The following is a 24,937-nucleotide window of genomic DNA, read 5'->3' as shown; positions in this document are numbered from 1 at the left end:
GGGCGGGGGGAATAGTACGGGCGGGTTTTGTTGTTAATTTTTCTGCTGTGATTACTAGATTGTCTGCTAAACCCGCCCCTACAACTCAAAACTTTTCCCCTTCTGCCTTCTGCCTTTAGAATTGATTGAGCAGATTTACGGCGCAGGAAAGATGACAGGAATAGAAAATGCAGCTTATCGCATTGAGAAGGATTCGATGGGGGAAAGGGAGATTCCGGCAGATGCTTATTATGGGATTCAAACTTTGCGGGCGACGGAGAATTTTCCGATTAGTGGAATTAAGCCTTTAGCAACTTATGTGGATGCTGGTATTTTAATTAAGAAGGCGACGGCGATCGCAAATGGGGAACTTGGCTGCATATCTCAGGAAATTAGTCAAGCGATCGTGCAAGCTGCGGATGAAGTTTTAGCGGGAAAGTTGCGAGATCAGTTTGTGGTGGATGTTTATCAAGCTGGGGCGGGTACTTCCCATCACATGAATATTAATGAAGTTTTGGCAAATCGGGCGTTGGAACTTTTGGGCGAAAGAAAAGGGAATTACCAACGGATTAGTCCTAACGATCATGTAAATTATGGTCAGTCTACCAATGATGTGATTCCGACGGCAATTAGAATTGGGGGACTTTTGGCGTTGGAGAGAACATTGTATCCGGCTTTATCGGATGCGATCGCCGCTTTAGACACCAAAGCCGAACAATTCCAAAATATTGTAAAATCTGGCAGAACTCATTTACAAGATGCGGTTCCGGTACGTTTGGGGGAAAATTTCCGTGCTTGGGCACAAATTCTTACAGATCATTTAGTTCGCATTGAAACTGCTTCTTTGGATTTAACTTTACTCGGTTTAGGTGGAAGTGCAGCGGGTACGGGATTAAATACTCATCCCGAATATCGTTTTCGAGTTGCGGAAGTTCTTTCGGAGTTGATTGATATTCCCTTGCGGACTGCGCCACACTTAATGGCAGCAATGCAAAGTATGGCACCTTTTGTGAATGTTTCTGGATCTTTGCGAAATTTGGCGCAAGATGTGGTGAAAATCTCTCATGATTTAAGGTTAATGGATTCGGGGCCAAAAACAGGTTTTAAAGAAATTCAATTACCACCTGTACAACCTGGTTCTTCGATTATGCCGGGAAAATATAATCCGGTAATGGCGGAAATGATTTCGATGGTTTGTTTTCAGGTGATGGGTTATGATAGTGCGATCGCTTTTGCTGCCCAAGCTGGACAATTAGAATTAAATGTAATGATGCCGTTAATTGCTTACGATTTAATTCATAGCATCGAAATTTTGGGTAATGGGATTTCCGCTTTGACGCAACAATGTTTAGTGGGGATTTTGGCAAATAGCGATCGATGTCTCGCATTCGCTGAAGGCAGTTTAGCATTAGTCACCGCTTTAAATACTCACATTGGTTATCTCAACGCCGCTGCTGTCGCCAAAGAATCTTTAGAAACTGGTAAATCTTTACGTCAAATCGTCTTAGAACGAGGTTTAATGAGTGAAGAGGAGTTAGCGCAAGTATTAGATTTAGAGAAAATGAGTTCTATGCCTGCTAACAATTCTGATTAAGGGTTTTAGGTACTGGGGATTGGGGACTGGGGACTGGGATTTCTAGTATATCTAGCCTTTCAGAAATTAATTAAGTTGATCGTGTTCCTTGTTCCCTTCCTGCACCACAATGTCTCGCTTTAAACTTAGTAGGAGAGTTGACAAATGCACAGTCAGGATAGTTCTACACAAGTAAATTTTCTGTTTCGAGATGGGCACTCCGAATCTTTTAAATTGCCTTTATCTCCACAAGAATTTCAACAAAAATTAGAAGGTTTGTTAGCTAAACCTTGGTTAATTTTCCATCTCCGCGATCAAACAGTTGTGATTAGTACTTCCCAAATTATGAAAGTGGAAATTAAACCACCTCTGTCTGAACTGGAAGGAGAAGGTATTTTCCCGAATAGCGAAAGAGTGACTGCACTCACCAGAGGATCGCGTTAAAATGCAGGGATTGGGTACTGGGTACTGGGTACTGGGGACTAGGAGAAGACGATCGAGAAATCTGATAACTGGGTAGATTCTTTCCCAGTCCCCAGTCCCTAATCCCCAGTCCCCAGTCCCCACTACCTCGCCTTTTTTTGGAGTGACTATGCAACCAAGTGTGAGTTTAATTCGGGCTAATTCATACGATTTAAATAGTTTGCGGGAGTCGTTAGAAACGCTGTTAGAACCTTTCGGAGGAATGAAGGGTTTTGTGAAAAAGGGCGATCGGGTTTTACTCAAACCTAATTTACTCACAGGTTCGCGTCCGGGTAAAGAATGTGTGACTCGTCCCGAAGTTGTTTATTGTGTAATTCAAATGGTAAGAGAAGCTGGGGGCGATCCTTTTTTAGGTGATAGTCCGGCTTTTGGTAGTGCTTTGGGAGTGGCGAAAGCTAATGGTTATTTGCCATTAATTGAAGAACTAAATGTGCCGATTATTAATTTTAGTGGTCAGCGTTACCAAACTGTTAGCGAACAGTTTAATCACTTGTTACTTTCTCCTGAAGCAATGAATGCAGATGTGGTGATTAACTTGCCGAAGTTAAAGTCTCATGTGCAGCTAACTATGACTATGGGAGTGAAGAATTTATTCGGTTGTGTACCGGGAAAAATGAAGGCTTGGTGGCATACGGAAGCTGGCAAGGATAGTGCTAGATTTGGGCAAATGTTGGTGGAAACTGCCCGAACTATTAATCCTAATTTAACAATTTTAGATGGTATTATCGGTCATGAAGGTAATGGCCCTAGTGGTGGGGAACCTCGCGAGTTGGGGGTTTTAGCTGCTGCGTCTGATGTTTTTGCTTTGGATCGATCGATCGTGGAAATGTTGAATGTCGATCCTTTAAGTGTACCTACGGTTGCTGCTTCAATGCGCTTGGGTTTGTGTTCTAATTTAGCTGCGATCGATTTTCCGCTGCTACAACCGGAAGATTTAAAGGTGGTAGATTGGCAGTTGCCCGATCGACTGGTGCCGATCGATTTTGGCTTACCCCGTGTCATCAAGTCTACCTTTAAACATTTTTACATTCGATTCATTCAGGAACCTTTGGCTGCTTACTCAAGCCGCTAAAGTTTGCTGAGTAGAAACACTTAGCAAAAAAGTTTGTAGAGACGTTGTATGCAGCGTCTCTAAAGATTGAATGGCAAAAATTGGGCTGGAAGTCTTGCGTTACGGGGATCTTAGAAGGATCTAACCTATATCTTAAGAATGATTTAGGTGTAGATTGTTTTCTAAATGACAACCTGACTGTGAAGATTAGGTAAAATGTAAATGGGGAATAATATTCCTCTACTTTTTTCTTATTGTTTCAGCTGAATTGATCGACAAACTCAGTTCAATTACTACTTTATGAACTCTAGTGACCCTGCCCCTTCCCCTGAACGACCGCCTCAACGGTTGGCAGATCTTGTGGGAACAGTCATTGCTTTAGTAACCCTGACTTTACCTTTCTTTGTAATTGCACATTACTCTTCAGATAGTGTTGAGGTTTTGCAGCAAATTACATATCCACTACCTAACCAGAGGGAATGATATCAAAGATGCCCCCTTAAGTAAACCTATTTAACAATCAAATTTTTGGGGAATTTACCGAAGATGATATCTGGTGTCGGTATTCCCCTAAAATGCTACACGGGGGTAGTGAAATCTAGAATTTAGAAAAATTCACCTCGCCCCGCAATTGCTTTAGTTTAGAGGACTTTACACAGTGGATTTATCGCTCATTCCTGCCCAACCGAAATCTGGTTTAATTAATGTTTTGATTGAAATTCCGGCTGGAAGTAAGAATAAGTACGAGTTTGACAAGGATATGCAAGCTTTTGCTTTGGATCGGGTGTTGTATTCTTCAGTGCAGTATCCTTACGATTATGGTTTTGTGCCGAATACTTTGGCTGATGATGGCGATCCGCTTGATGGTATGGTAATCATGGATCAGCCGACTTTTCCGGGTTGTGTGATTGCGGCGCGACCAATTGGAATGCTAGAAATGATTGATGGTGGCGATCGCGATGAGAAAATTCTCTGTGTACCGGACAAAGATCCGCGTTACGCTAATGTGAAATCTCTGAAAGATATTCAACAACATCGCTTGGATGAGATTGCTGAGTTTTTCCAATCCTACAAAAATCTGGAAAAGAAAGAAGTTAAAATCTTGGGTTGGCAAGATATTGATAAGGTAATGCCTCTGGTTGAAGAGTGCATTAAAGCCTATAAGTAACTAAAATGGTCATTGGGGATTGAGGACAAGGAGACAAGGAGACAAGGGGACAAGGGGACTCTTTAACCCAAAACTCTGTAGGGGCGGGTTTTGTTGTTAATTTTTCTGTTGAGAGTACAAAATTATCTACTAAACCCGCCCCTACAACTCAAAACTTTTCCCCTTCTGCCTTCTGCCTTTCTTTCCCAATGACCAATGACCAATGACCAATGACTTATATTTAAATCGATGCAGCGATCGCTTCTTTGGGCCAAAATTCATAATTGCACTCTTACAGATGCAAATCTTAATTACATGGGTAGCATTAGTATCGATCAAACTTTATTAGATGCTGCGGGAATTTTGCCTTATGAACAGGTACAAGTAGTTAATATTGCGAATGGGGAAAGGTTTATTACTTATGCTATTAGTGCGCCAGCTAATTCTGGGGCAATTGAGTTAAATGGGGCAGCGGCTAGGTTGGGTGTGAAGGGCGATCGATTAATTATTATGACTTATGCCCAATTTAGTGAAGAAGAGTTGCAAAATTACTATCCGACTGTGGTAATTGTAGATCAAAATAACCACGTTTTGGAAGTGCGCCGTTATGTGAACGAATTGTTTAAAGATTCGGTGATAGTTTGAAACTAAAACTTAGTGGTTTTTTTCTAGATCGATCGGTGTGTTGCAATTCCACAGCATTTCCTGGCAAGTTTGACTAACTGGAAGAGATGCGACTTTTGTCTGTGCTAACCATTTTTGAAATGAGTTCCCTCCTTGTTGAATAAACTCCTGTAAATTTGGTAAAGCGGAACGGCGATAAAAGGCGCATAAAGGTTCCCATCTTGCTTGTTGGTGGGGGACTACCGCTAAAATTTCATCGGGAATTTGTGTTAAATTTTCAATCCAATTTTGCAGGATTTTAGATTGTAGTAAAGGTAAGTCACAACCTAAGAGTAATACCCATTCTGAAGAGATTTTTTCCAGTCCTTCAGCTAATCCTAATAATGGCCCTTGTCCGGGGTGAGTTTCAGTGATAAATTGGCATTTTTCTGGGACAATTTTCTGATATTTTTCCTCCCAAGGTGTGAGAATATAAACTTGCTGGCAGCATTGGGTTGCAACTTGGGAAACTCTGGTTAATAAGGGTATGCCATCCCAAGGTATGAGGGCTTTATCTTCACCCATTCTGGTACTGCGTCCGCCTGCTAAAATTAATGCTGAAATATCCAATGTAAAATACTCCCTGAAGCTGAATAATTTAATTTCTAAAAAGTAGAATTTTTGGGAAATTTTTCTGCCAAATGGTGGCGTTCCTGCAAAAATTCTGAGAATAAATCAAAAAACATTTCAAATCCATGAGTTTCATTGCTAGAGTAAAGCAGAATAATTTTAGCCCATGAAGCTGAGGTATTAACAGCAAATCTTTTCTGCAACCAAGGTTGAAATTCGTGGAATTCTTTTTCTTCTTCGCTGAGAGGAATGCCCAGATCTTGACAAGCACGTCTGTAACCACACAGAAACATAAATAGGTCGGAAACAGAGGGATAACCAATATACATTCCTGGTCTTTCTTTGATTTTTTTTAGCAGTTGATAAAGTGTTGTCATGGTAAGTTGTAGGTAAAATTCGGGTTAGCTAAAATTTTTCTATTTCTTCTATAGTAAACTCACCAATAGCACAGTAAAAGTCTGCAATCTATTCTTCCCTGGATAGTCCTGTTAATGAGAGATTATCGAAAACCTTACCTCTGACTTCAATCCCATAGTGTAAGCCATTTTGACTAATTGCACTCCGTCCACCATCCCATCGTTCGCTGAGAATGAAATCGGCTTTATCAAGAGGGCTAATTTTGAGCAGAGTACCGTTAATTCGGTTATATTTTAACCATTCTTTTATAGCTTCGGCGCACTCTGCACATTCCAAAACTTTAACCTGTTCGATAATATAGGATATTTGTCGAAAAATTTCATCGTCAGAAAATGGGGGTAGAGTTGACATTTATTGAAATAAAAATTTAATATTTTTTATGTTTTACAGGCTAGTTTTAAGGTGGCGATCGCACCCCGAACCTCTTCTAACTTTTGCGCCGCATTTTTATTAGTTAAAATCTCTTTAGTTACAGCAATTCCTGATTCCATTGTTGGGCAAATTCCGCAATGCCAAAGGTAAAAACCACCGTTCCAAATAGCAGATTGCATCATTTCTGATGGTTCACCATTTAATACTGATTCTATTTGATTAATTAATTCGTTGGTTGTGGAAGGAAGGGATGGATTAATGTTACTAAAACCGTAGTCGTTGTGTGATAGATGTAGTCGTTCTAATTCGGTGTTTGGTTTAATTATGCCGATAATTGCGGTACGATCGCGTGGTAAATCGCAGCTACCTTCTAAGCCTTTAATTGTGGTTAAATATTGGGGAAATCCTCTGGCTTCTAAAGCACTGCGAAACATATTTTCGGTGGGAGGATGAACAAAACCAGAGATTAAATGTGCATCTCCGTTGTAGGGACACCAGATTAATTCCATTGTGGCAAAAGGTGGACGTTTGCCGATTTGATCGCGGTAAGGAACTATTCCATCGGCGAGGGAAAAATGATTTGGGAGGTAAATAAATCCTAATCCGGTGCTTTCAAATATTTGCTGAGTTTCTGTTAGGGAAAGTTTCGTCCAATCTATTCCTAAACCTTGCCAAATTTCGATTAAAGGTATGCCTTCTTTGGTGGGCATTCGATCGCCTCCGTGCATAATCACTGGCACTCCGGCAGATGTTAAAATTAAGGCGGTGATTGGGTTGATTGGTGCGGTGCGCGATCGCCCATCATAAGGTATTCCCAGCACGATAACTTGGGAATCATTGCCTATTTTTGGTTGTAATTTTGGCCCTAATTCATCGTAAGCATCTAACATTCCCGCTAGTTCTTCCCCGGTGGGGCGTTTGATGCGGTGGGCGATCATGAATGCGCCGATTTGGGCGGGTGTTGCTTCGCCTAATAGCATCATTTTTGTGGCGGTTGCTGCTTCTTGGCGAGTTAAATTTTCCCCGGTATGATTACCGCTACCGATTTTTTTTAGCAGTTCTCTAAAGGCTTTACTCATAATTTTTACTGGTCATTGGTCATTGGTGATTGGTCATTAGTCATTTGTTTAATTTTTTGACTTATGAACCGGGGATTAACATTATATATTACTCCGAAGCTGAATTTTTTTCTTGTTGGTTGAAGTTAAATGGCGATCGCATGAGATAAAGCAGTTTTAGAGTTGGAGGAAGTTGCAGTTGCGATCGGATTAGCTGCGTCGATGCCGATTAATTTATGAACTAAACTGCGGAAATGAGCGATGGGGGGAATTTGTAATCGATCGCAAGTTGTGACTAAAACTACTTGACGATTTAATGTTGGTTCGCTGGTCGGTCTAACTGCTAATGTGGGATCGTAGTGAGCGTCAAAAAGGGCGGTTTTTGGTAATAGGGCGATCGCGTTTCCTTGGCGTACCATTCCCCGAAAAGCATCTAAGGTATTTAATTCTAAAACTGCATTTAAGTTGACTCCTAAACGCTGAAAGTGATCTTGAATTAAGCGTTGCATTCCATAGCCAATTTTAAAGACTATTTGCGGGTAATGAACTATTTCTGACCAAGGTATTTCTTGATATTGAGCTAAGGGATGATTTACTGCCATTAATACTTCTATTGGTTCAGTATAAAGCCCATCGACTATTAATTCTGGGCTGGCAGTTAAGAAGCGATTATTCATGACAATAGCCACATCTACTAAACCATCTTTGAGCACTTTTAACGCTCGATCGCTTCCCAAAGAAGTTACTCGCAATTGTACCGCTGGGTAGTCTTGGCAAAATTTTTGTAATACTGGGGGTAAGTTGTAAGCGCAAATTGAAGGAATAGCTGCGACACAAAGTTCTGGTTGCTTTCCTGTTAATAAGTCGGCTAATTCTTGGGTGGCGGTTTGCCATTCTTGGCAAATTTTTTTGGCGTGGGGTAATAGTCGTTCCCCGCCTAGTGTCAGTTTGGCTTGGGTGCTCCGATGAAACAAGGATAAACCTAAGTCTGCTTCTAAGGATTGGATCTGCCGACTGATGGTAGATTGGGTAACGTTACATTTTTTTGCTGCTTGCTGAAAACTACCCGTTTCTGCGATCGCCAAAAATGCTTGGATCTGCTCTAGGCGCATGATTAATGATGTAGCCTGAATCACATTATGTCATGAAATGACCATAACTCATTTACTACAGTTTTTTAGTAGATTCTGATACAGCTTTGAAGGGGAATGGTGAGCGATCGGGAAAATTTTTATTTTTTCCTTTAGCAATTTTTACCTTACTGTAGGTCAAACTACGACTAATTTCATCTTGATTTCATCTTTGGATGACTAATATCAAAGTTAGCCTTATCAAAAAAGGCTTTTCAACTAGGGGGTTACGTGAAAACAAAGATACAAGAATTTTTACTGAGCAAGTTCTTGTATCTTTGAGCAAAAATAAATAGCAAATTTTAAGATAATTTCAGGAGTTAGTTCTATGCAGTTTTACCCAAAAAGTTTGGTTATTTTAAGTAGTATATTTATGCTATCTTTGGCAGCTTGTAGTAATACTGTAGAAGCTACTAATCCCGCTGCTAATGTATCTGCGAATCCCACAAATTCGGCGACAGAAACGACGGCAAAAACGGGAGATAATCATGGACACGATCATGCAAAAGCTTCTAAGGGTGGTCAAGTGGTAGAAACTGGGAAGTATCATATAGAATTTGTTCCAATTAAAGAAGAAAATGGCACACATTTAGATTTATATTTACTGACAGGTGATAGTCATGAACCTGTGAGTGATGCCAAGGTAAAAGCACAAGTTCAATTGCCTAGTGGAGAACAAAAAACCTTAAATTTTTCCTATAAAGCTAAAGATAAACATTACGGTGTTTTATTACCAGAAAAAGCGGTGGGAGAATACAAAGTTGTGATTCTTTCGGAAGTTGGTGGTGAAAAAGTGAATAGTCGTTTTAGTTTTAAGCGTTAAGTAATATGCTTAGTGTTTGTACTGTAAATTGGTTGGGGAAACTATGAAGAATAAGCTGGCAATTTCTAGTTTGGTGGGTTTAGTTGGACTGGTTGCTGTAGGTAGTGCTGCGGCATTTATTGTTAATAGTAATAGCAAGGCGGAAAATAAAACGGCTTTAGAAGCTTCTGCTGCTGGAAATGTAGTAATTCAAGCTCATTCTCATGGGGATCATGGCAACGGTCATCATCATGGTTCAACAGTAACTAAGGCAAATATTCAAGCTAAATTGACGGTTGCTCAACCAATCGAGGCAAATAAACCTGTTAAATTAGTGATTGATGTTCAAGATAAATCTGGTAAAGCAATTAGTAAGTTTGATACTTTCCAAGAACAGTTAATGCACTTGATTATTGTCAGTGAGAATTTAGAGTTTTTTAATCATATTCATCCTGACTATAAACAAAATGGTAGATTTGAAGTGATGACGCAGTTTCCCAAGGCGGGGAAATATGCGTTGTTTAGTGATTACAAACCCGCGGGAGAGAAGGAACAAGTTTCTTTGTTGAAAACTGAGGTTGCGGGAAGTAATGGTTCTGTGGCAAAAGTTGACTTAAATCGCAATAAAACTTTTGGCAAAACTCAGGCTGATTTGGTAGTTTCTGAAACAATAAAGGCGGGAGAATCGGTTAATTTGGTATTTAGTTTAAAGGATGCTGCTACTAATCAACCTGTGAATGATTTGCAACCTTATTTGGGAGAACGGGGACATTTAGTAATTGTGAAACAATCATCTCCGTTAACGCAAGCTGATTATATTCATGCTCATGCTCATAGTATGCCGAATATACCATCAGGTGAGGTGCATTTTATGGCTCAATTTCCCCAACCAGGAAAGTATAAACTTTGGGGTCAGTTTAATCGTAATGGTGAAATTGTGACTACAGATTTTTGGGTAAATGTAAATTAATTTAGCTTTGCAAATTTTAACTCTGGGGAAGCAGGACTCTACTCACGTTTGGGGGTGGAGTCTTTTTTCTTTGTTTTGCTGAGTTGCCCTCTTGTTGAAATGCAGCAGTTGTAAGATAATCTCTTTCATCTACCGTAGGAAAGAAAGGTGTCAAAATATGGCAAATGATACAAATACGGATTTCGATCGGGGTTTAAATTCGGCTTTGGGTTTTGCGATCGCTCTAGGAATTGCTTTAATTATTCTGGGTGCAATTGCGATCGCTCGCCCATTCTTTGCTACTGTAGCGGCAACCCTTTTCCTGGGAATTATATTATTAGTTACCGGAATTGTCCAAATTGTTCATTCTTTTCAAACTAATATCCGGGGCAATTTTTGGCTGAAGTTTCTGGCGGGAATTGTCTATTCTCTTGGCGGTTTGTTAATTATGTTCAATCCCCTACCGAGTTTAATTGCTTTAACTTTAGTAGTCGGGATTACAATTTTAGTGTCGAGCATTTTCCAAGTAATTCTAGCTTTTGAATTGCGTCCGGCGAAGCACTGGGATTGGGTGCTGTTGAGTGGTATTTTCGGAATTATTTTGGGGATTTTAATTTGGCATCAATGGCCGGAAAATTCTCCTTGGGTAATTGGGTTATTATTAGGTATTAACCTGATGTTTGATGGGTTATGGATGATTTTATTCTCTTCCTCAGCCCGGAAAGCTTTGAGAACAATTTAAGTAGCTGGGGTGCTGGGGAAAAAACTGAAATTTTCCCTTTCTAAGTTAAAGATTTAAGTCTTTCCCCAGTCCCTAGTCCCTAGTCCCTAGTCCCCTGTTCCTAATTGCGAGGTGTTGGTGAGGTTTTAGCGCGAATGGGTGGGTGTTTTTTTCGGTGGGTGGTTTTTTTCGGCTGTGATTCTCTTTTGGTCAGGGTTTGAGTCTAGTTTGGGTGCTTAAGGCTTCCGCGCAATGTCGGAAATGCTCTCTCTGTCTGGGTTTGCTCTGTTTGGCGTTTTTTCGGCTTGACAACTGTTGGGCTAAAAAGGTATTTTAATAATGGATTCGCGCAAAAGTACCTTGAAAATTAAATACAGTAAGGTTTCTGGGAGTCTGCCATTGCAATTTCAACTAATCCCTTTCAGGGATTGAAACTTCTTAAGAATGGTCCTTGTGAGAAGTGTAATGAATTGCAATTTCAACTAATCCCTTTCAGGGATTGAAACAATTTAAGCAAATCAGTAAATATACTGATTGCTTATTGCAATTTCAACTAATCCCTTTCAGGGATTGAAACCCATAAGTTCCATTATGGCTCATGAGGCACTATCCAGGACAATTGCAATTTCAACTAATCCCTTTCAGGGATTGAAACCCACAGCAAAGCAGTGGTCATATCGGCGTGACCATTTCTAATTGCAATTTCAACTAATCCCTTTCAGGGATTGAAACAAGATTGCTCCACAGCTACCTAATTCTTTGTGCTTAAATCTGGCACATTGCAATTTCAACTAATCCCTTTCAGGGATTGAAACGCAAAGATCTTTTGGATCGTATTTATACTTTTTATTTAATCCCATTGCAATTTCAACTAATCCCTTTCAGGGATTGAAACCGATCGAAATAAGTAGAAATCATTTTAAAGAATTTTTATTGCAATTTCAACTAATCCCTTTCAGGGATTGAAACAGCTTCGGGATAGTACTTCTCAATCAGTTTTACTAGTGTTGGCATTGCAATTTCAACTAATCCCTTTCAGGGATTGAAACGAAGCTAACAGAAATACGGTTAGGTCTTGAAGCTTCTGGAATTGCAATTTCAACTAATCCCTTTCAGGGATTGAAACCGGGTGCTACTTCTGCATCGAATATTTCTTCTGAATTGCAATTTCAACTAATCCCTTTCAGGGATTGAAACATCGATCATAATTCTCTTTCGACTAACGAGTATGGGAATTGCAATTTCAACTAATCCCTTTCAGGGATTGAAACCCTCATCTTCAAAACCTAATATGTTTAAGATGACAGTTGAATTGCAATTTCAACTAATCCCTTTCAGGGATTGAAACATTCTATCCATACTCATTGTTTCCTCCAATAAAAACTAGGATTGCAATTTCAACTAATCCCTTTCAGGGATTGAAACTTATACCACTGGACAAAGCTACTCAAGCTGGAGTGGGATTGCAATTTCAACTAATCCCTTTCAGGGATTGAAACCAAGCGAAGAAACGCAGATAGAAACTAATTGAAGCGATTGCAATTTCAACTAATCCCTTTCAGGGATTGAAACCTGCCTTCGCGCCGCTCCGCGTAAATTGGGGGGGTTTGGGGATTGCAATTTCAACTAATCCCTTTCAGGGATTGAAACCCGAACGGAATTTTTATATCTTTCCTGGATTTCCTTATCATTGCAATTTCAACTAATCCCTTTCAGGGATTGAAACTGGATTGACTTTACCGTTGCCACCAAGGGCAAGATTGCAATTTCAACTAATCCCTTTCAGGGATTGAAACAATCCTATTAGGAAGAATAGAATGCCGTACTCTACCCTAATTGCAATTTCAACTAATCCCTTTCAGGGATTGAAACTGAACTGCTACGCACAGATACGATCGCGCCAACTCATTGCAATTTCAACTAATCCCTTTCAGGGATTGAAACAATATCCCACTCTAAAATCACCGTTTCAGTAGTTTTGTAATTGCAATTTCAACTAATCCCTTTCAGGGATTGAAACTAGGGATACGGGAAGTGCAATTCCCTATCCCTTAACATTGCAATTTCAACTAATCCCTTTCAGGGATTGAAACAACCGGAAACTTTCTGATCGTTCCGGTTTTGGTTTCATTGCAATTTCAACTAATCCCTTTCAGGGATTGAAACGGCTGATTCAAAGCATCAATCCAAAACGCCCCTACAGAGTTGAATTTGCTTAACCGAGCAGTATTGAGAGATATGCTATAGCTTAATCCCAATTTCATAAGGAAATTTTTTTAAAGCGGCGATCGCGTGTAATCGCACTACTTCATCTGAATCAGACAACAAAGATTGCAAAGAATCTATCCCTTGGGGATCTGCCAATAAACCTAAACTATTCGCTAACTTTTGGCGAATTTCGGCAAAGTTTATCGCTGGATGCCCAGAATTTAACAACTCAATTAAAACCTGAGTTGCCAAAGTAATTAAATTAACTGCTTGTACTTGTCCTAAAACTGTAATTACTTCCTGCCAAATTAACAATTGAGAATTCAGCTGTTGACTAGAAGCTACAAAATCTTGGAAAAAAACTTGCTTTAAATAGGCGATCGCCAAAGGAGTTTCCACCCAACTCAAAGCCCGAATTGCTTGTAATTGCAAAGGTACAGGAGTTACTGGAGATTCCCATAAAGAAAACAAAGCCGCCGCTGCCTCATCTGTTCCCAAACGTCCTAAAGCGATCGCAGTTTGTTGACAAACATCAAGATTAAAATCCCACAATAAAGGCTTTAAAACCTGAACCAAATTTACCTGATTCTTTAAGTCGCTGCGAACTCCCAAAGCAATTACTGCTTCCTTTCGCACAGTCGCCGCTACATCTTTTAAAGCAACTAAAAGCACAGGTAAAATTAGCGGATCGTGAAAACTACCCAAAGCTTCAATTGCTATTGCCCGAACTAATACCTGCGAATCATTCACCACAGATAATAAAGGAGTAATTGTTTCCTTAGTGCGAATATGGGCAAGTCCTCTTACTGCTAAAAGTCGCCATTCTTCTGGCTTTAACAAATCTGTTAAAGCCGCAATTGCGGTTTTTCCCTGATTAGCTAAAGCTGTCGTCGCCATAGCTGTTAATTCTTCACTTTCGGAAGTTTTCAATAAATCAACCAAAACCAAAATCACCGCTGAATCATGGAATTCTCCCAAAATTCTTGCCGCAAACCAGCGTAATTCTTCGTCGGCTTCTTCATCTTGTAAAATATTAATTAAAGGTCCGATCGCAGGTTTACCAATACTAGGAAAAATCTTCGCCACATCCCAGCGATCTTGAAAATCTCCCCAAGTTAAAATCTCGAAAGCCCAATTGAGAATTTGCTGCTGATTACTAGCGACTACACTTTTTGACTGTCGCAAATGTTGTAAGCATTGGTTTAGTAATGACCAATTTTCTTGTTCAGCTGCGATCGTTGCGGTGGCTAAAAAATCCAACTTGCCAAACTCCCTTTAAATCCTAACAACCAAGCCCCAAAATTCAGTTAATGACAATATTGAGAAACATCCTCGCCACACTCATCTGCCAAAAAAGATAAAGCCCGAAAACGCAATTCTATTAATTGAGTGTAAAAGGGATTCAACTTACATAATGCGGGAATATGAAATAAAGTTTTTCCCTTTAATTTTACATCTCGCTCAAATATACAATAGGCGGGAATTAGTCGGCATAAAATGTGGGCTATTTTAGCTTCTCTTACTTCTAAAGATTCTAGCCAATGTGAAACAGGCTGCAACAAATTTCCAGAAATAAAACCCGAATTCTCAAAAGTAGCAGAACGTAACATAAATTCCCTTTGTCTCTCTGTCCCTGAAGTCCCTGTGACCTCAAGGTAAGCCACCTGTTAGGGAAATTTTGTATAGGTTGTTACGTTAATTAGGGATCGATGCAATTATCGAATCACTTTTATTCAATAATTTGCACGGAGAGAGCGATCGCCAATTCAAAATGTAATAAAAGCATCCTATCAATGTAAAAGTTTCATTTTGTAAAAAAATTTGTAAAAACTGATACGAAAATTCATATTCAGCCCGGATAGCTTATTAGCAACGAACAGTCAATCCAACACAACATTGTTTAACAAACTTGTTGCCGAAAACCTCAAGCAACATGGGGACTAAAACCAAGGCAATCAACAAAAGGAAGAGAAAATGGTAGCCACAGCCACAGCGACGGCAAGTCTGAACAAATTTGAAAAAATCAAGTCCGAAAAAGACGGTCTAGCGGTCAAAGCGCAACTAGAAGACTTTGCCAAAATCGGCTGGGAAGCAATGGAAGAAGGCGATCGAGACTATCGGCTGAAATGGTTAGGAATTTTTTTCCGCCCAGTTACGCCCGGTAAATTTATGTTAAGATTGCGCTTGCCTCATGGCATCATTAATGCTGACCAAATGCGTGTTCTTGCGGAGATTGTGCAACGCTATGGTAGCGATGGTAACGCTGACATCACTACTCGGCAAAACCTGCAACTGCGCGGAATTCGCCTAGAAGACATCCCGGAAATTTTCCGACTACTCAAAGCTGTCGGTTTGACAAGCGTACAATCTGGGATGGATAATGTACGCAATATTACAGGTTCACCCGTAGCCGGAATCGATGCAGACGAACTGTTCGACACCAGAGAGTTAGTCCAGCAAGTGCAGGACATGATTACCAACAAAGGCGAAGGAAACCCCGAATTTACTAATTTACCTCGGAAGTTTAATATTGCGATCGCCGGATGTCGAGACAACTCCGTTCACGCCGAAATCAACGATATTGCCTTTATTCCCGCATTTTCGGGAGAAAGCTTTGGTTTTAACGTTATAGTCGGCGGTTTCTTCTCCGCCAAACGTTGCGACGCAGCCATTCCCTTAAATGCTTGGGTGACACCAGAAGAAGTAGTTCCCTTGTGTCGGGCAATTTTAGAAGTTTTCCGCGACAACGGACTTCGCGCCAACCGTCAAAAAGCCCGATTAATGTGGTTAATTGACGAATGGGGAATTGAAAAATTCCGCAGCGAAGTAGAAAAACAACTAGGAAAAACCCTAAAAGAAGCCGCAGCCAAAGACGAAATTATCTGGGAAAAATGCGATCGGATTGGAGTTTATCGCCAAAAACAACCCGGATTCAACTATGTCGGGTTACACATTCCCGTCGGGCGACTTTTTGCCCAAGATATGTTAGAAATCGCCCGAATTGCCGATGTTTATGGCAAAGGAGAAATCCGCCTCACCGTTGAACAAAACATCATCATTCCTCACATTAACGATGCTTGTTTAGCAGCATTTTTAAGCGAATCAATCATCAAAAAATTTGCCATTAACCCCACCCCATTAACCAGAGCATTAGTTTCCTGTACCGGGGCAGAATTCTGTAACTTCGCACTCATTGAAACCAAAAACCGCGCTGTTGAGTTAATGCAGGAATTAGAAACAGAATTAACTCTAAAAAAACCAGTGCGAATTCATTGGACAGGTTGCCCCAATTCCTGCGGACAACCCCAAGTAGCCGACATCGGTTTAATGGGTACAAAAGTTAGAAAAAATGGTCAAACTTTAGAAGGCGTAGATATTTACATGGGTGGCAAAGTCGGCAAAGATGCCCAGTTAGGAACTTGCATCAGAAAAAGCGTTCCTTGTGAAGACTTAAAACCCGTATTACGCGAGTTATTAATTAAACACTTTGATGCAGAAATCAACTCAGAATTTTCCAATTAAATTCTCATTTTGCATCTTAAATTACCAAACACCCTAGCAAGAAAGATTAAAATTCAGTTAAATTTTGCTAGCCGGGAGTTTGGCAGGAAAAATTTCTCTCACTATCACTCAAATCACCGCTGGAGTTAAAGCAAATGTCGAAATATTCCCGTCGCAAATTCTTATTCACTGCTGGAATTACCGCTGCCGGAACTTTATTAGTACATGGTTGTAGTTCTGGCACAAATACTGCCACAAACACCAGCAATACTAATACTCCTGCTCCAAGTGCAGTACCAGCAGTAAACGTAAATCCTGCTGATGCACCAGAAGTTACAACTGCTAAATTAGGATTTATTGCTTTAACAGATTCGGCACCTTTAATTATTGCTAAAGAAAAGGGATTTTTCGACAAATACGGCATGAAAGATGTAGAAGTTCTTAAACAAGCATCTTGGCCTGTAACTCGTGATAATTTAGAAACAGGTTCCGCAGGTGGTGGCATTGATGGGGCGCATATTTTAACTCCCATGCCTTACTTTATGACCTTGGGACAAACCAAAACTAAACAGCCAGTCCCAATGTATATTTTGGCGCGGTTAAATACTAACGGACAAGCGATTTCTGTTGCTAGTAACTACAAAGAATTTAAAGTTGGTTTAGATAGCAAAGGCTTAAAAGATGCCTTTAGCAAAGCCAAAGCTGCGGGTAAAAATCAGCAAACAGCAGCGATGACTTTCCCCGGTGGAACTCACGATCTTTGGATACGTTATTGGTTAGCTGCTGGTGGTATTAATCCCGATCAAGATATTTCGGTAATTCCTGTTCCGCCAGCCCAAATGGTAGCTAACATGAGAAGTGGCAGTATGGAAACTTTCTGTGTTGGCGAACCTTGGAACGCGCAGTTAATTAACCAAGGTTTAGGTTACACCGCATTAATAACAGGTGAATTGTGGGAAAATCACCCAGAAAAAGCTTTTGCGATGCGTCAAGATTGGGTAGATAAAAACCCGAAAGCAGCGAAAGCATTATTAATGGCTGTTTTGGAAGCCCAACAATGGTGTGACAAGGCAGAAAATAAAGAGGAAATGTGCCAAATTATTTCCCAGAAAAAGTGGACTGCTGTCCCTGCTAAAGATATTATTGAACGTTCCAAAGGTAACATTGATTATGGCGATGGTCGTCCTCCAGTTCAAGGTAGTCCATTGTTAATGAAATTCTGGGCAGATAACGCTTCTTATCCTTACAAGAGTCATGATTTGTGGTTTTTAACTGAGGATATTCGCTGGGGATATATTCCCGCTGATACTAACACCAAGGAACTAATTGATAAAGTGAACCGGGAAGATTTGTGGAAAGAAGCAGCAAAAGCGATCGGAGTTCCCGAAACCGAAATTCCTACTAGTACCTCAAGGGGAATTGAAACCTTCTTTGATGGGGTGAAGTTCGACCCAGAAAATCCTCAAGAATACTTAAAGAGTCTGGCAATTAAGAAAGCTTAATTCCTCAATAAATTTTGAGTTTTGAATTAATAAATTTTCAGTTGATTTATAAATCAAAACTCTGTAAGGGCGGGTTTTGTTTTTAACTCTTTTACTGTGAACATAGACTTATCTGCTAAACCCGCCCCTACAATTCTACCGACTACCAACTACACAATAGCCAATTCAAGGAAACAAAATGACAGCCAGAACAAACGGCAGAATTTATAGCCGCAAGCCCCAAACCAACTTTAGTAAATTTTGGCGCAAAAACTCAAATAAAGTTATTCGCCCAGTCTTCGCCATTATTGTTTTTCTAGTAATTTGGCAACTCCTTTGTCCTCCTGGTTCCAAAGGATTACCCGGCCCAATTCAAGTTTTTAACGACACATTCGATCCTTACATTATCAATCCTTTTTTTGATAATGGTGGGATTGACAAAGGGTTAGGATTACAAATAATTGAAAGTTTGAAACGGGTGGCGATCGGCTTTTCTTTATCTGCCATTGCTGGCATTTTTATCGGCATTGTTGTTGGCGCAAATAAATTCCTTTACGAAGCAGTAGACCCAATTTTTCAAGTTTTGCGGACTATTCCGCCTCTAGCTTGGTTGCCGATCGCTTTAGCTGCCATTAACCAAAACGAACCTTCCGCGATTTTCGTAATTTTTATTACTTCAATTTGGCCGATTATTATTAACACAATGGTCGGTGTTCAACAATTACCGCAAGATTACAGAAACGTTGCCAGAGTTCTGCAACTTTCCGGTAAAGATTATTTCTTAAACATTTTGTTTCCGGCAACAGTTCCTTACATTTTCACAGGTTTAAGAATTGGCATTGGTTTATCTTGGTTAGCAATTGTTGCCGCAGAAATGTTAGTCGGTGGCGTAGGAATTGGCTTTTTCATCTGGGATGCTTACAACAATTCCCAAATTAGTCAGTTAATTTTAGCCTTAATTTATGTGGGCATTGTTGGCTTATTACTAGATAGATTAGTTGCCTACATCGCCACAATTGTAGTACCAGCAGAACAGAAATAAAAAGGCAAAAGGGGAAAAGTTTTAAGTTGTAGGGGCGGGTTTAGTAAATAATTTTGTACTCTCACCAGAAAATTTAACAACAAAACCCGCCCCTACAGAGTTTTAAGCTAAAAATTCCCCTTGTCCCCTTGTCCCCAGTCCCTAGTACCCAGTCCCCAGTACCCAATCACTAATCACCATGTCAGTTTTCCTTGAAGTAGATCACGTCGATCGCATTTTTCCCCTAGCAAATGGCGGTAGCTACATAGCTTTAAAAAACATCGAATTAAAAATCAAACAGGGTGAATTTGTTTCCTTAATTGGACATTCTGGTTGTGGTAAATCTACCCTGTTAAATATGATGGCAGGTTTAGATCGTCCCAGCAAAGGCGGCATCATTTTAGAAGGGCGAGAAGTTACTAAACCGGGACCAGATCGCATGGTAGTATTTCAAAATTATTCCTTACTACCTTGGCTAACTGTGCGGCAAAATATTGCCCTTGCCGTTAACAAAGTTTTAAAAGATAAATCTGCGATCGAACGGAAAGAAATTGTTCAACATCACATTGATTTAGTAGGTTTAAGAAATGCCGCAGATAAACGTCCCGGTGAATTATCTGGAGGGATGAAACAACGAGTTGCGATCGGTCGTGCTTTAGCAATTCGCCCTAAGTTACTATTATTAGATGAACCTTTCGGCGCATTAGATGCTTTAACTAGAGGTGGCTTGCAAGAACAGTTAATGCAGATTTGTGAAGAAAGTCATGTTACCTGCGTAATGGTAACTCATGATGTGGATGAAGCTTTATTGTTGTCCGATCGCATTGTGATGTTAACTAATGGGCCAGAATCTCACATTGGACAAATTTTAGAAGTACCAATTCCTCGTCCTCGCCATCGTTTAGAAGTAGTAAATCATCCCAATTATTACTCAATGCGAAATGAAATGATTTACTTCTTAAATCAACAAAAAAGGGATAAAAGACGCAAAGCTAAACAGCCAGAAAAAACCGCAGTTCCCACTTCCGGCAAAGCCTTTATTTCTCGTAAAGGTTTAGAAAAAACTACTCTGGAAATTGGCTTTATTCCCTTAACAGATTGTGCGCCCTTAGTCGTTGCCCAAGAAAAAGGTTTCTTCAAAAAACATGGAATTGAAGAAGTTAAATTAGTTAGAGAACCTAGTTGGAAAGCGATCGCCGAAGGTGTGGCAACTCGCCGTTTAGATGCAGCCCAAATGGTTGCCGGAATGCCTTTAGCCATGACTTTAGGCATGAATTCCTCAGCGTTTTCTAGCACATCAGAAATTAGCCAAGCTGGAGTACCAATTGTTACTGCTTTAGTTTTAAGTCGCAATGGCAACGCGATTACTTTAAACAAAAGTTTCTATCGCCAAGGAGTCAGAAATTTAGCAGATTTAAAAGCATTAATTTCCGACAATCCGCAAAAAAGTCATGTTATGGGTATGGTGCATAATGCTTCCATGCACAACTTAATTCTGCGCTATTGGTTAGCTGCTGGTGGTATCGATCCTGACTTAGATATGACTTTAGCTGTCATTTCGCCACCGCAAATGGTTGCTAATTTAAAAGCCGGAAATATTGACGGTTATTGTGTTGGTGAACCTTGGAATTCTCGCGCCGTTCACGAAAATTTGGGTTATGTAATTGCCACTGATTTAGATATTTGGGCTGGACATCCAGAGAAAGTTTTGGGAATGCGCGAAGATTGGGTAAATCAAAATCCTAATACTCACATTGCTTTAGTTAAAGCTTTGTTAGAAGCTTGCGATTATTGTGACGATCGCCGCCACCGCGAAGAAATTTTAGGCTTAATTTGTCGTCCTCAATATGTTGGTTCTGCACTAGAATATACTCGCCCTGGTTTCTTAACTGCTTACAATAAAGGTACAGATGAAATACCGCAACTTTTGCCGAGATTCAATCAGTTTCACTTCGATAATACCAACTGTCCGGGAAGGGTTGAAGGTTTATGGATTCTCACTCAATTAGCACGTTGGGGGATTACTCCTTTCCCGAAAAATTGGGTGGAAATTTTAGAAAGAGTGCGTCGAGTTGATTTATATGGTGAAGCGGCGCGTCAGTTAGGATTTCCTGATATTGAACCCGATCGCCAATGTTTTGAATTATTCGATCGCATGGTGTTTAATCCTGACGATCCGCTTGGTTATTTACAACGTTTGACGATTCACCGAGAAATTCGGGTGCAAGAAATTATTATCGATGATTCTCGATCGGAAGCGGCTTAATTGTCGATCGGATTTGTGGGAAAAGTCCGAAAAGTTCAATTTTAAACCGCCGATGAACGCAGATGAACGCAGATGGGTTAATTGATTTTCGTCAGGCATTTCTGAACCCCGATTGACACTACTTACTATTCACTACGCACTACACAATGAGAACCATGCAGACTAGCAATAGCAGTAAAATTCAACTCAAAGAACCAATCACTCGCGAACCTTTTTTGGTGATCGATCGAGTTTCCAAAGTTTACCCAACTCCTAATGGTTTATATCCGGTTTTAGAAGATGTAAGCTTCACCGTTTATGAAGGAGAATTTGTCTGTGTTATCGGTCACTCCGGTTGCGGTAAATCAACTTTGTTGAATATGGTTTCTGGTTTTAATCAACCAAGTGACGGCGAAGTTAGGTTGCGGGGAAATGTAATTACCAAACCTGGGCCCGATCGGATGATGGTTTTCCAAAATTACGCCCTTTTGCCTTGGAAAACTGCTTACGAAAATGTTTATTTGGCAGTAAAAACTGCTTTTCCAAATAAATCCAAGGCGGAAAAACACGCAATTGTTGAAGAACATTTGGCAATGGTGGGATTAAGTGAAGCCGCCCACAAACGCCCGCATCAATTATCAGGTGGCATGAAGCAAAGAGTGGCGATCGCCCGTGCTTTAGCGATCCGTCCTGAAATCTTAATTTTAGACGAACCTTTTGGCGCTTTGGATGCAATTACTAAGGAAGAATTGCAAGAAGAATTATTAGCAATTTGGCGAGAACATAAAATTACAGTATTGATGATTACTCATGATATTGATGAGGCTTTGTTCCTTGCCGATCGCCTAGTCATGATGACAAATGGCCCCGCTGCCAACATTGGCGAAGTGATGAATATTCCTTTTTCTCGCCCAAGTGTTGGTGAAGCCACTCCTGCGGAATATCGCGCTCAAATTATGGAAGATCCGCAATATTATGAACTGCGAAACCACGCCTTAGACTTCCTCTTCCGCCGTTTTGCCCACGTTGAGTAGGGACTGGGGACTGGGTAAGTTTTGAGTTATGGGGGCGGTTTACTCCTAAGAAACACATTTGCTTAAACTCTTAATTTATTGTCCTCATTCCCATCAAAACTTACCCAGTCCCCAGTCCCCAGTCCCCAGTCCCCAACTTTATGTAAAAATAGCATTTTGTTCATGCAACATATTCATATTATTAAATATTTTGTTACTAAAGATACCGTTTACTTGAATTTATTCTCTAAACTTAAGTACATAAGGCTAGGAATTCAAGCAAATGTAGCGAGTTTTAAACAGAAGGAAAAGATTTACAAAATCAAATAAATCTTTCTTTAACCCAGCAATTTTCTGATCTTCATTCATGAAACATACTGTCACCAAAAAAAACGTTCTGTCTAAAGATAGATTTACCAGACAGAAGCTAGAGTCTTGTAACAAAATCTACAAATTCAGCCTGATTAGCCGACTAGCATGAAACGAAAAATAGCGTTTAGTAAGCAAAGTTTTAATTGACGGAATAATAACGTTAAGTCACCAGATTTCAAGCCAAATAAACGGGATTAACTGGAGGAATAACTGATGACAAGTACTCTCCCATCAGTAACAAAAGAAACTAAAAACAAGTTTGAAAAATTAAAAGCTGAAAAAGACGGTTTAGCAGTCAAAGCCCAATTAGAAGAATTCGCCCGAATTGGTTGGGAAGCGATGGAAGAAGGCGATCGCGAATATCGCTTAAAGTGGTTGGGAATCTTTTTCCGTCCCGTAACTCCCGGCAAATTCATGATGCGTTTGCGTTTACCAAACGGCATTATTAACAGCGAACAAATGCGGGTTTTAGGGGAAATTGTCCAACGTTACGGTAGTGATGGAAATGCTGATATTACTACTAGACAAAACCTGCAATTACGGGGAATTCGCATTGAAGATGTACCGGATATTTTCCGCAAAATGAAAGCCGTTGGTTTAACCAGCGTGCAGTCAGGAATGGATAACGTTCGGAACATTACAGGATCGCCTGTTGCAGGGATTGATGGTGATGAATTATTCGACACCAGAGAACTTTGCCAACAAGTGCAAGACACGATCACTAATCATGGTGAAGGTAACTCGGAATTCACTAATTTACCTCGGAAGTTTAATATTGCGATCGCTGGATGTCGCGACAATTCCGTTCACGCTGAAATTAACGACATTGCATTCATTCCAGCATTTTTAAACGAAACTTTTGGCTTTAATGTATTAGTTGGCGGCTTCTTTTCTGCGAAACGTTGCGATGCTGCGATTCCTTTAAATGCTTGGGTTCCTCCTAGTGATGTGGTAGGATTGTGCAGAGCAATTTTAGAAGTTTTTCGCGATCGAGGTTTACGCGCCAATCGACAAAAATCCCGGTTAATGTGGTTAATTGATGAAATTGGTTTAGAACAATTTCGCACAGAAGTAGAAAACCAACTCGGAAAACCTCTCGCAAAAGCAGCAGCAAAAGACGAAATTATTTGGGAAAAACGCGATCATATTGGCGTTTTCAAACAAAAACAACCAGGGTTAAATTTTGTCGGTTTACATATTCCCATTGGGCGTTTATTTGCGCCAGATATGTTTGAACTTGCCAGAATCGCAGATGTTTATGGCAATGGAGAAATTCGCCTAACAGTTGAAGAAAATCTGATTGTTCCCAATATTTCAGATGCCAAATTAGAGGCATTTTTAGCCGAACCAATTTTGGAAAAATTTAGCATTAATCCCACACCTCTAAATCGGGCGTTAGTTTCTTGTACAGGGGCACAATTCTGCGGTTTCGCCTTAATTGAAACTAAAAATCGCGCCTTGGCAATGATTCAGGAATTAGACTCAGAATTAACTCTTACTAAACCTGTAAGAATTCATTGGACTGGTTGCCCAAATTCTTGCGGACAACCCCAAGTTGCTGACATTGGTTTGATGGGAACTAAAGTTAGAAAAGATGGGAAAACTCTTGAAGGTGTTGACCTTTATATGGGCGGAAAAGTAGGGAAAGATGCCCATTTAGGAACTTGTGTGAAAAAAGGCATTGCTTGTGAAGATTTGAAACCTTTGTTGCGCCAAATTCTGATCGAACAGTTTGCCGCTAAACCAAAAGATAATGCTGCCCAAGTTGCGGGAGAAGAACCGAAAATTACACTTTCCTTTGCAGAAGAAGTTGATTCTAATGGTAAAGCACCAGAGGAAACTAAATCTCCTGAAACTGTGCAACCAACGGTGATTTCTTTCGCTAAATCAGGTAAGGAAGTTAGTTCTAATAGCGAACAATTTATCCTAGAGGTAGCTGAAGCAGAAGGTGTGGATATTCCTAGCAGTTGTCGATCGGGAAATTGCGGAACTTGCAAACAAAAATTGTTACTAGGTGGAGTCGAATATGAAGGTGAACCAAATGCTCTCAGTGATAGCGAAAAAGAGCAAGGTTTTATCTTAACCTGCATTTCTCACCCGGTTGGGCGAGTAGTAATTGATGCTTAATTAATTTTAGATTTGGAACTTTTGATTTTCGATCGCTTTTCTATAAAATCGAAA

22 protein-coding genes and 1 CRISPR repeat array are annotated in these 24,937 nt (G+C 40.2%); of the genes, 15 read left to right on the top strand and 7 right to left on the bottom strand.

Annotation, left to right across the window (positions count from 1 at the left end; translation table 11 throughout):
* Positions 1 to 151: 151 nt before the first annotated feature.
* The 6 genes from ACE1B6_RS19510 (at position 152) to panD (ending at position 4,878) form a co-directional block, all read left to right on the top strand.
* On the top strand, positions 152 to 1,573 hold the full coding sequence (locus ACE1B6_RS19510) for an aspartate ammonia-lyase (RefSeq protein ID WP_413258923.1): 1,422 nt from the start codon (positions 152 to 154) through the stop codon (positions 1,571 to 1,573).
* A gap of 144 nt (positions 1,574 to 1,717) precedes the next feature.
* Positions 1,718 to 1,996 (top strand): hypothetical protein, encoded by a 279-nt coding sequence (locus ACE1B6_RS19505; RefSeq protein WP_413258922.1) that lies wholly within the window; start codon positions 1,718 to 1,720, stop codon positions 1,994 to 1,996.
* Positions 1,997 to 2,144: 148 nt separating this feature from the next.
* Positions 2,145 to 3,107 (top strand): Npun_F2552 family protein, encoded by a 963-nt coding sequence (locus ACE1B6_RS19500; protein ID WP_413258921.1) that lies wholly within the window; start codon positions 2,145 to 2,147, stop codon positions 3,105 to 3,107.
* Between the two features lie 279 nt (positions 3,108 to 3,386).
* A complete protein-coding gene (locus ACE1B6_RS30145) occupies positions 3,387 to 3,569 on the top strand; it encodes a TLTLP motif-containing protein (RefSeq protein WP_459563063.1) in 183 nt (60 codons plus the stop codon).
* Positions 3,570 to 3,744: 175 nt separating this feature from the next.
* Entirely contained in the window at positions 3,745 to 4,254 is a 510-nt protein-coding gene (locus ACE1B6_RS19495) for an inorganic diphosphatase (RefSeq protein WP_413258920.1), read from the top strand.
* A gap of 228 nt (positions 4,255 to 4,482) precedes the next feature.
* A complete protein-coding gene (panD, locus tag ACE1B6_RS19490) occupies positions 4,483 to 4,878 on the top strand; it encodes an aspartate 1-decarboxylase (RefSeq protein ID WP_413258919.1) in 396 nt (131 codons plus the stop codon).
* A 9-nt stretch (positions 4,879 to 4,887) separates the two neighbouring features.
* On the opposite strand, the gene ACE1B6_RS19485 is transcribed toward panD, so the two are convergent.
* The 5 genes from ACE1B6_RS19485 to ACE1B6_RS19465 all read right to left on the bottom strand — a co-directional run bounded on the left by ACE1B6_RS19485 (position 4,888) and on the right by ACE1B6_RS19465 (position 8,425).
* A complete protein-coding gene (locus ACE1B6_RS19485) occupies positions 4,888 to 5,466 on the bottom strand; it encodes a molybdenum cofactor guanylyltransferase (RefSeq protein ID WP_413258918.1) in 579 nt (192 codons plus the stop codon).
* Positions 5,467 to 5,501: 35 nt separating this feature from the next.
* Positions 5,502 to 5,843, bottom strand: a complete 342-nt coding sequence (locus ACE1B6_RS19480) for a hypothetical protein (RefSeq protein WP_413258917.1) — start codon at positions 5,841 to 5,843, stop codon at positions 5,502 to 5,504.
* Between the two features lie 88 nt (positions 5,844 to 5,931).
* Positions 5,932 to 6,234 carry a papain fold toxin domain-containing protein gene (locus ACE1B6_RS19475; protein ID WP_413258916.1) on the bottom strand — a complete coding sequence of 101 codons (303 nt, stop codon included), beginning with the start codon at positions 6,232 to 6,234 and terminating at the stop codon, positions 5,932 to 5,934.
* Between the two features lie 26 nt (positions 6,235 to 6,260).
* Positions 6,261 to 7,334, bottom strand: a complete 1,074-nt coding sequence (locus tag ACE1B6_RS19470; RefSeq protein ID WP_413258915.1) for an anthranilate phosphoribosyltransferase family protein — start codon at positions 7,332 to 7,334, stop codon at positions 6,261 to 6,263.
* A gap of 125 nt (positions 7,335 to 7,459) precedes the next feature.
* Positions 7,460 to 8,425: a LysR family transcriptional regulator gene (locus ACE1B6_RS19465; protein WP_413258914.1), complete on the bottom strand. Its 966-nt coding sequence runs from the start codon at positions 8,423 to 8,425 to the stop codon at positions 7,460 to 7,462.
* 346 nt (positions 8,426 to 8,771) lie between these two features.
* Here ACE1B6_RS19465 and ACE1B6_RS19460 point away from each other — a divergent pair, with 346 nt between their 5' ends.
* The 3 genes from ACE1B6_RS19460 (at position 8,772) to ACE1B6_RS19450 (ending at position 10,936) form a co-directional block, all read left to right on the top strand.
* Positions 8,772 to 9,266, top strand: coding sequence for a hypothetical protein (locus tag ACE1B6_RS19460; RefSeq protein ID WP_413258913.1), 495 nt, complete (start codon positions 8,772 to 8,774; stop codon positions 9,264 to 9,266).
* Between the two features lie 43 nt (positions 9,267 to 9,309).
* The gene (locus tag ACE1B6_RS19455; protein WP_413258912.1) at positions 9,310 to 10,215 is read left to right on the top strand and encodes a hypothetical protein; all 906 of its coding nucleotides are present in this window, start codon (positions 9,310 to 9,312) and stop codon (positions 10,213 to 10,215) included.
* A gap of 157 nt (positions 10,216 to 10,372) precedes the next feature.
* Positions 10,373 to 10,936 (top strand): HdeD family acid-resistance protein, encoded by a 564-nt coding sequence (locus tag ACE1B6_RS19450; protein ID WP_413258911.1) that lies wholly within the window; start codon positions 10,373 to 10,375, stop codon positions 10,934 to 10,936.
* A 377-nt stretch (positions 10,937 to 11,313) separates the two neighbouring features.
* A CRISPR array of direct repeats spans positions 11,314 to 13,081; the repeat unit is 37 nt; unit sequence ATTGCAATTTCAACTAATCCCTTTCAGGGATTGAAAC.
* Between the two features lie 75 nt (positions 13,082 to 13,156).
* On the opposite strand, the gene ACE1B6_RS19445 is transcribed toward ACE1B6_RS19450, so the two are convergent.
* Complete coding sequence (locus tag ACE1B6_RS19445) at positions 13,157 to 14,383, bottom strand: HEAT repeat domain-containing protein (RefSeq protein WP_413258910.1); 1,227 nt, start codon at positions 14,381 to 14,383, stop codon at positions 13,157 to 13,159.
* A 47-nt stretch (positions 14,384 to 14,430) separates the two neighbouring features.
* The gene (locus ACE1B6_RS19440; RefSeq protein WP_413258909.1) at positions 14,431 to 14,733 is read right to left on the bottom strand and encodes a Mo-dependent nitrogenase C-terminal domain-containing protein; all 303 of its coding nucleotides are present in this window, start codon (positions 14,731 to 14,733) and stop codon (positions 14,431 to 14,433) included.
* 364 nt (positions 14,734 to 15,097) lie between these two features.
* On the opposite strand from ACE1B6_RS19440, the gene ACE1B6_RS19435 reads away from it, so the two are divergent.
* The 6 genes from ACE1B6_RS19435 (at position 15,098) to ACE1B6_RS19410 (ending at position 24,883) form a co-directional block, all read left to right on the top strand.
* Positions 15,098 to 16,645, top strand: coding sequence for a ferredoxin--nitrite reductase (locus ACE1B6_RS19435; protein ID WP_413258908.1), 1,548 nt, complete (start codon positions 15,098 to 15,100; stop codon positions 16,643 to 16,645).
* A gap of 134 nt (positions 16,646 to 16,779) precedes the next feature.
* Positions 16,780 to 18,126 carry a CmpA/NrtA family ABC transporter substrate-binding protein gene (locus ACE1B6_RS19430; RefSeq protein ID WP_413258907.1) on the top strand — a complete coding sequence of 449 codons (1,347 nt, stop codon included), beginning with the start codon at positions 16,780 to 16,782 and terminating at the stop codon, positions 18,124 to 18,126.
* 178 nt (positions 18,127 to 18,304) lie between these two features.
* Positions 18,305 to 19,147, top strand: coding sequence for a nitrate ABC transporter permease (gene ntrB, locus ACE1B6_RS19425; protein WP_413258906.1), 843 nt, complete (start codon positions 18,305 to 18,307; stop codon positions 19,145 to 19,147).
* Positions 19,148 to 19,325: 178 nt separating this feature from the next.
* Positions 19,326 to 21,392 (top strand): nitrate ABC transporter ATP-binding protein, encoded by a 2,067-nt coding sequence (locus ACE1B6_RS19420; RefSeq protein ID WP_413258905.1) that lies wholly within the window; start codon positions 19,326 to 19,328, stop codon positions 21,390 to 21,392.
* Between the two features lie 155 nt (positions 21,393 to 21,547).
* Complete coding sequence (locus ACE1B6_RS19415) at positions 21,548 to 22,405, top strand: ABC transporter ATP-binding protein (RefSeq protein WP_413259003.1); 858 nt, start codon at positions 21,548 to 21,550, stop codon at positions 22,403 to 22,405.
* Between the two features lie 564 nt (positions 22,406 to 22,969).
* Positions 22,970 to 24,883 carry a ferredoxin--nitrite reductase gene (locus ACE1B6_RS19410; RefSeq protein WP_413258904.1) on the top strand — a complete coding sequence of 638 codons (1,914 nt, stop codon included), beginning with the start codon at positions 22,970 to 22,972 and terminating at the stop codon, positions 24,881 to 24,883.
* Positions 24,884 to 24,937 lie beyond the last annotated feature (54 nt).

The sequence above is a fragment of the Floridaenema fluviatile BLCC-F154 genome, assembly GCF_041929135.1.
Taxonomy (GTDB): Bacteria; Cyanobacteriota; Cyanobacteriia; order Cyanobacteriales; family Aerosakkonemataceae; genus Floridanema; species Floridanema fluviatile.
This window is presented reverse-complemented; position numbering and strand designations above follow the sequence as displayed.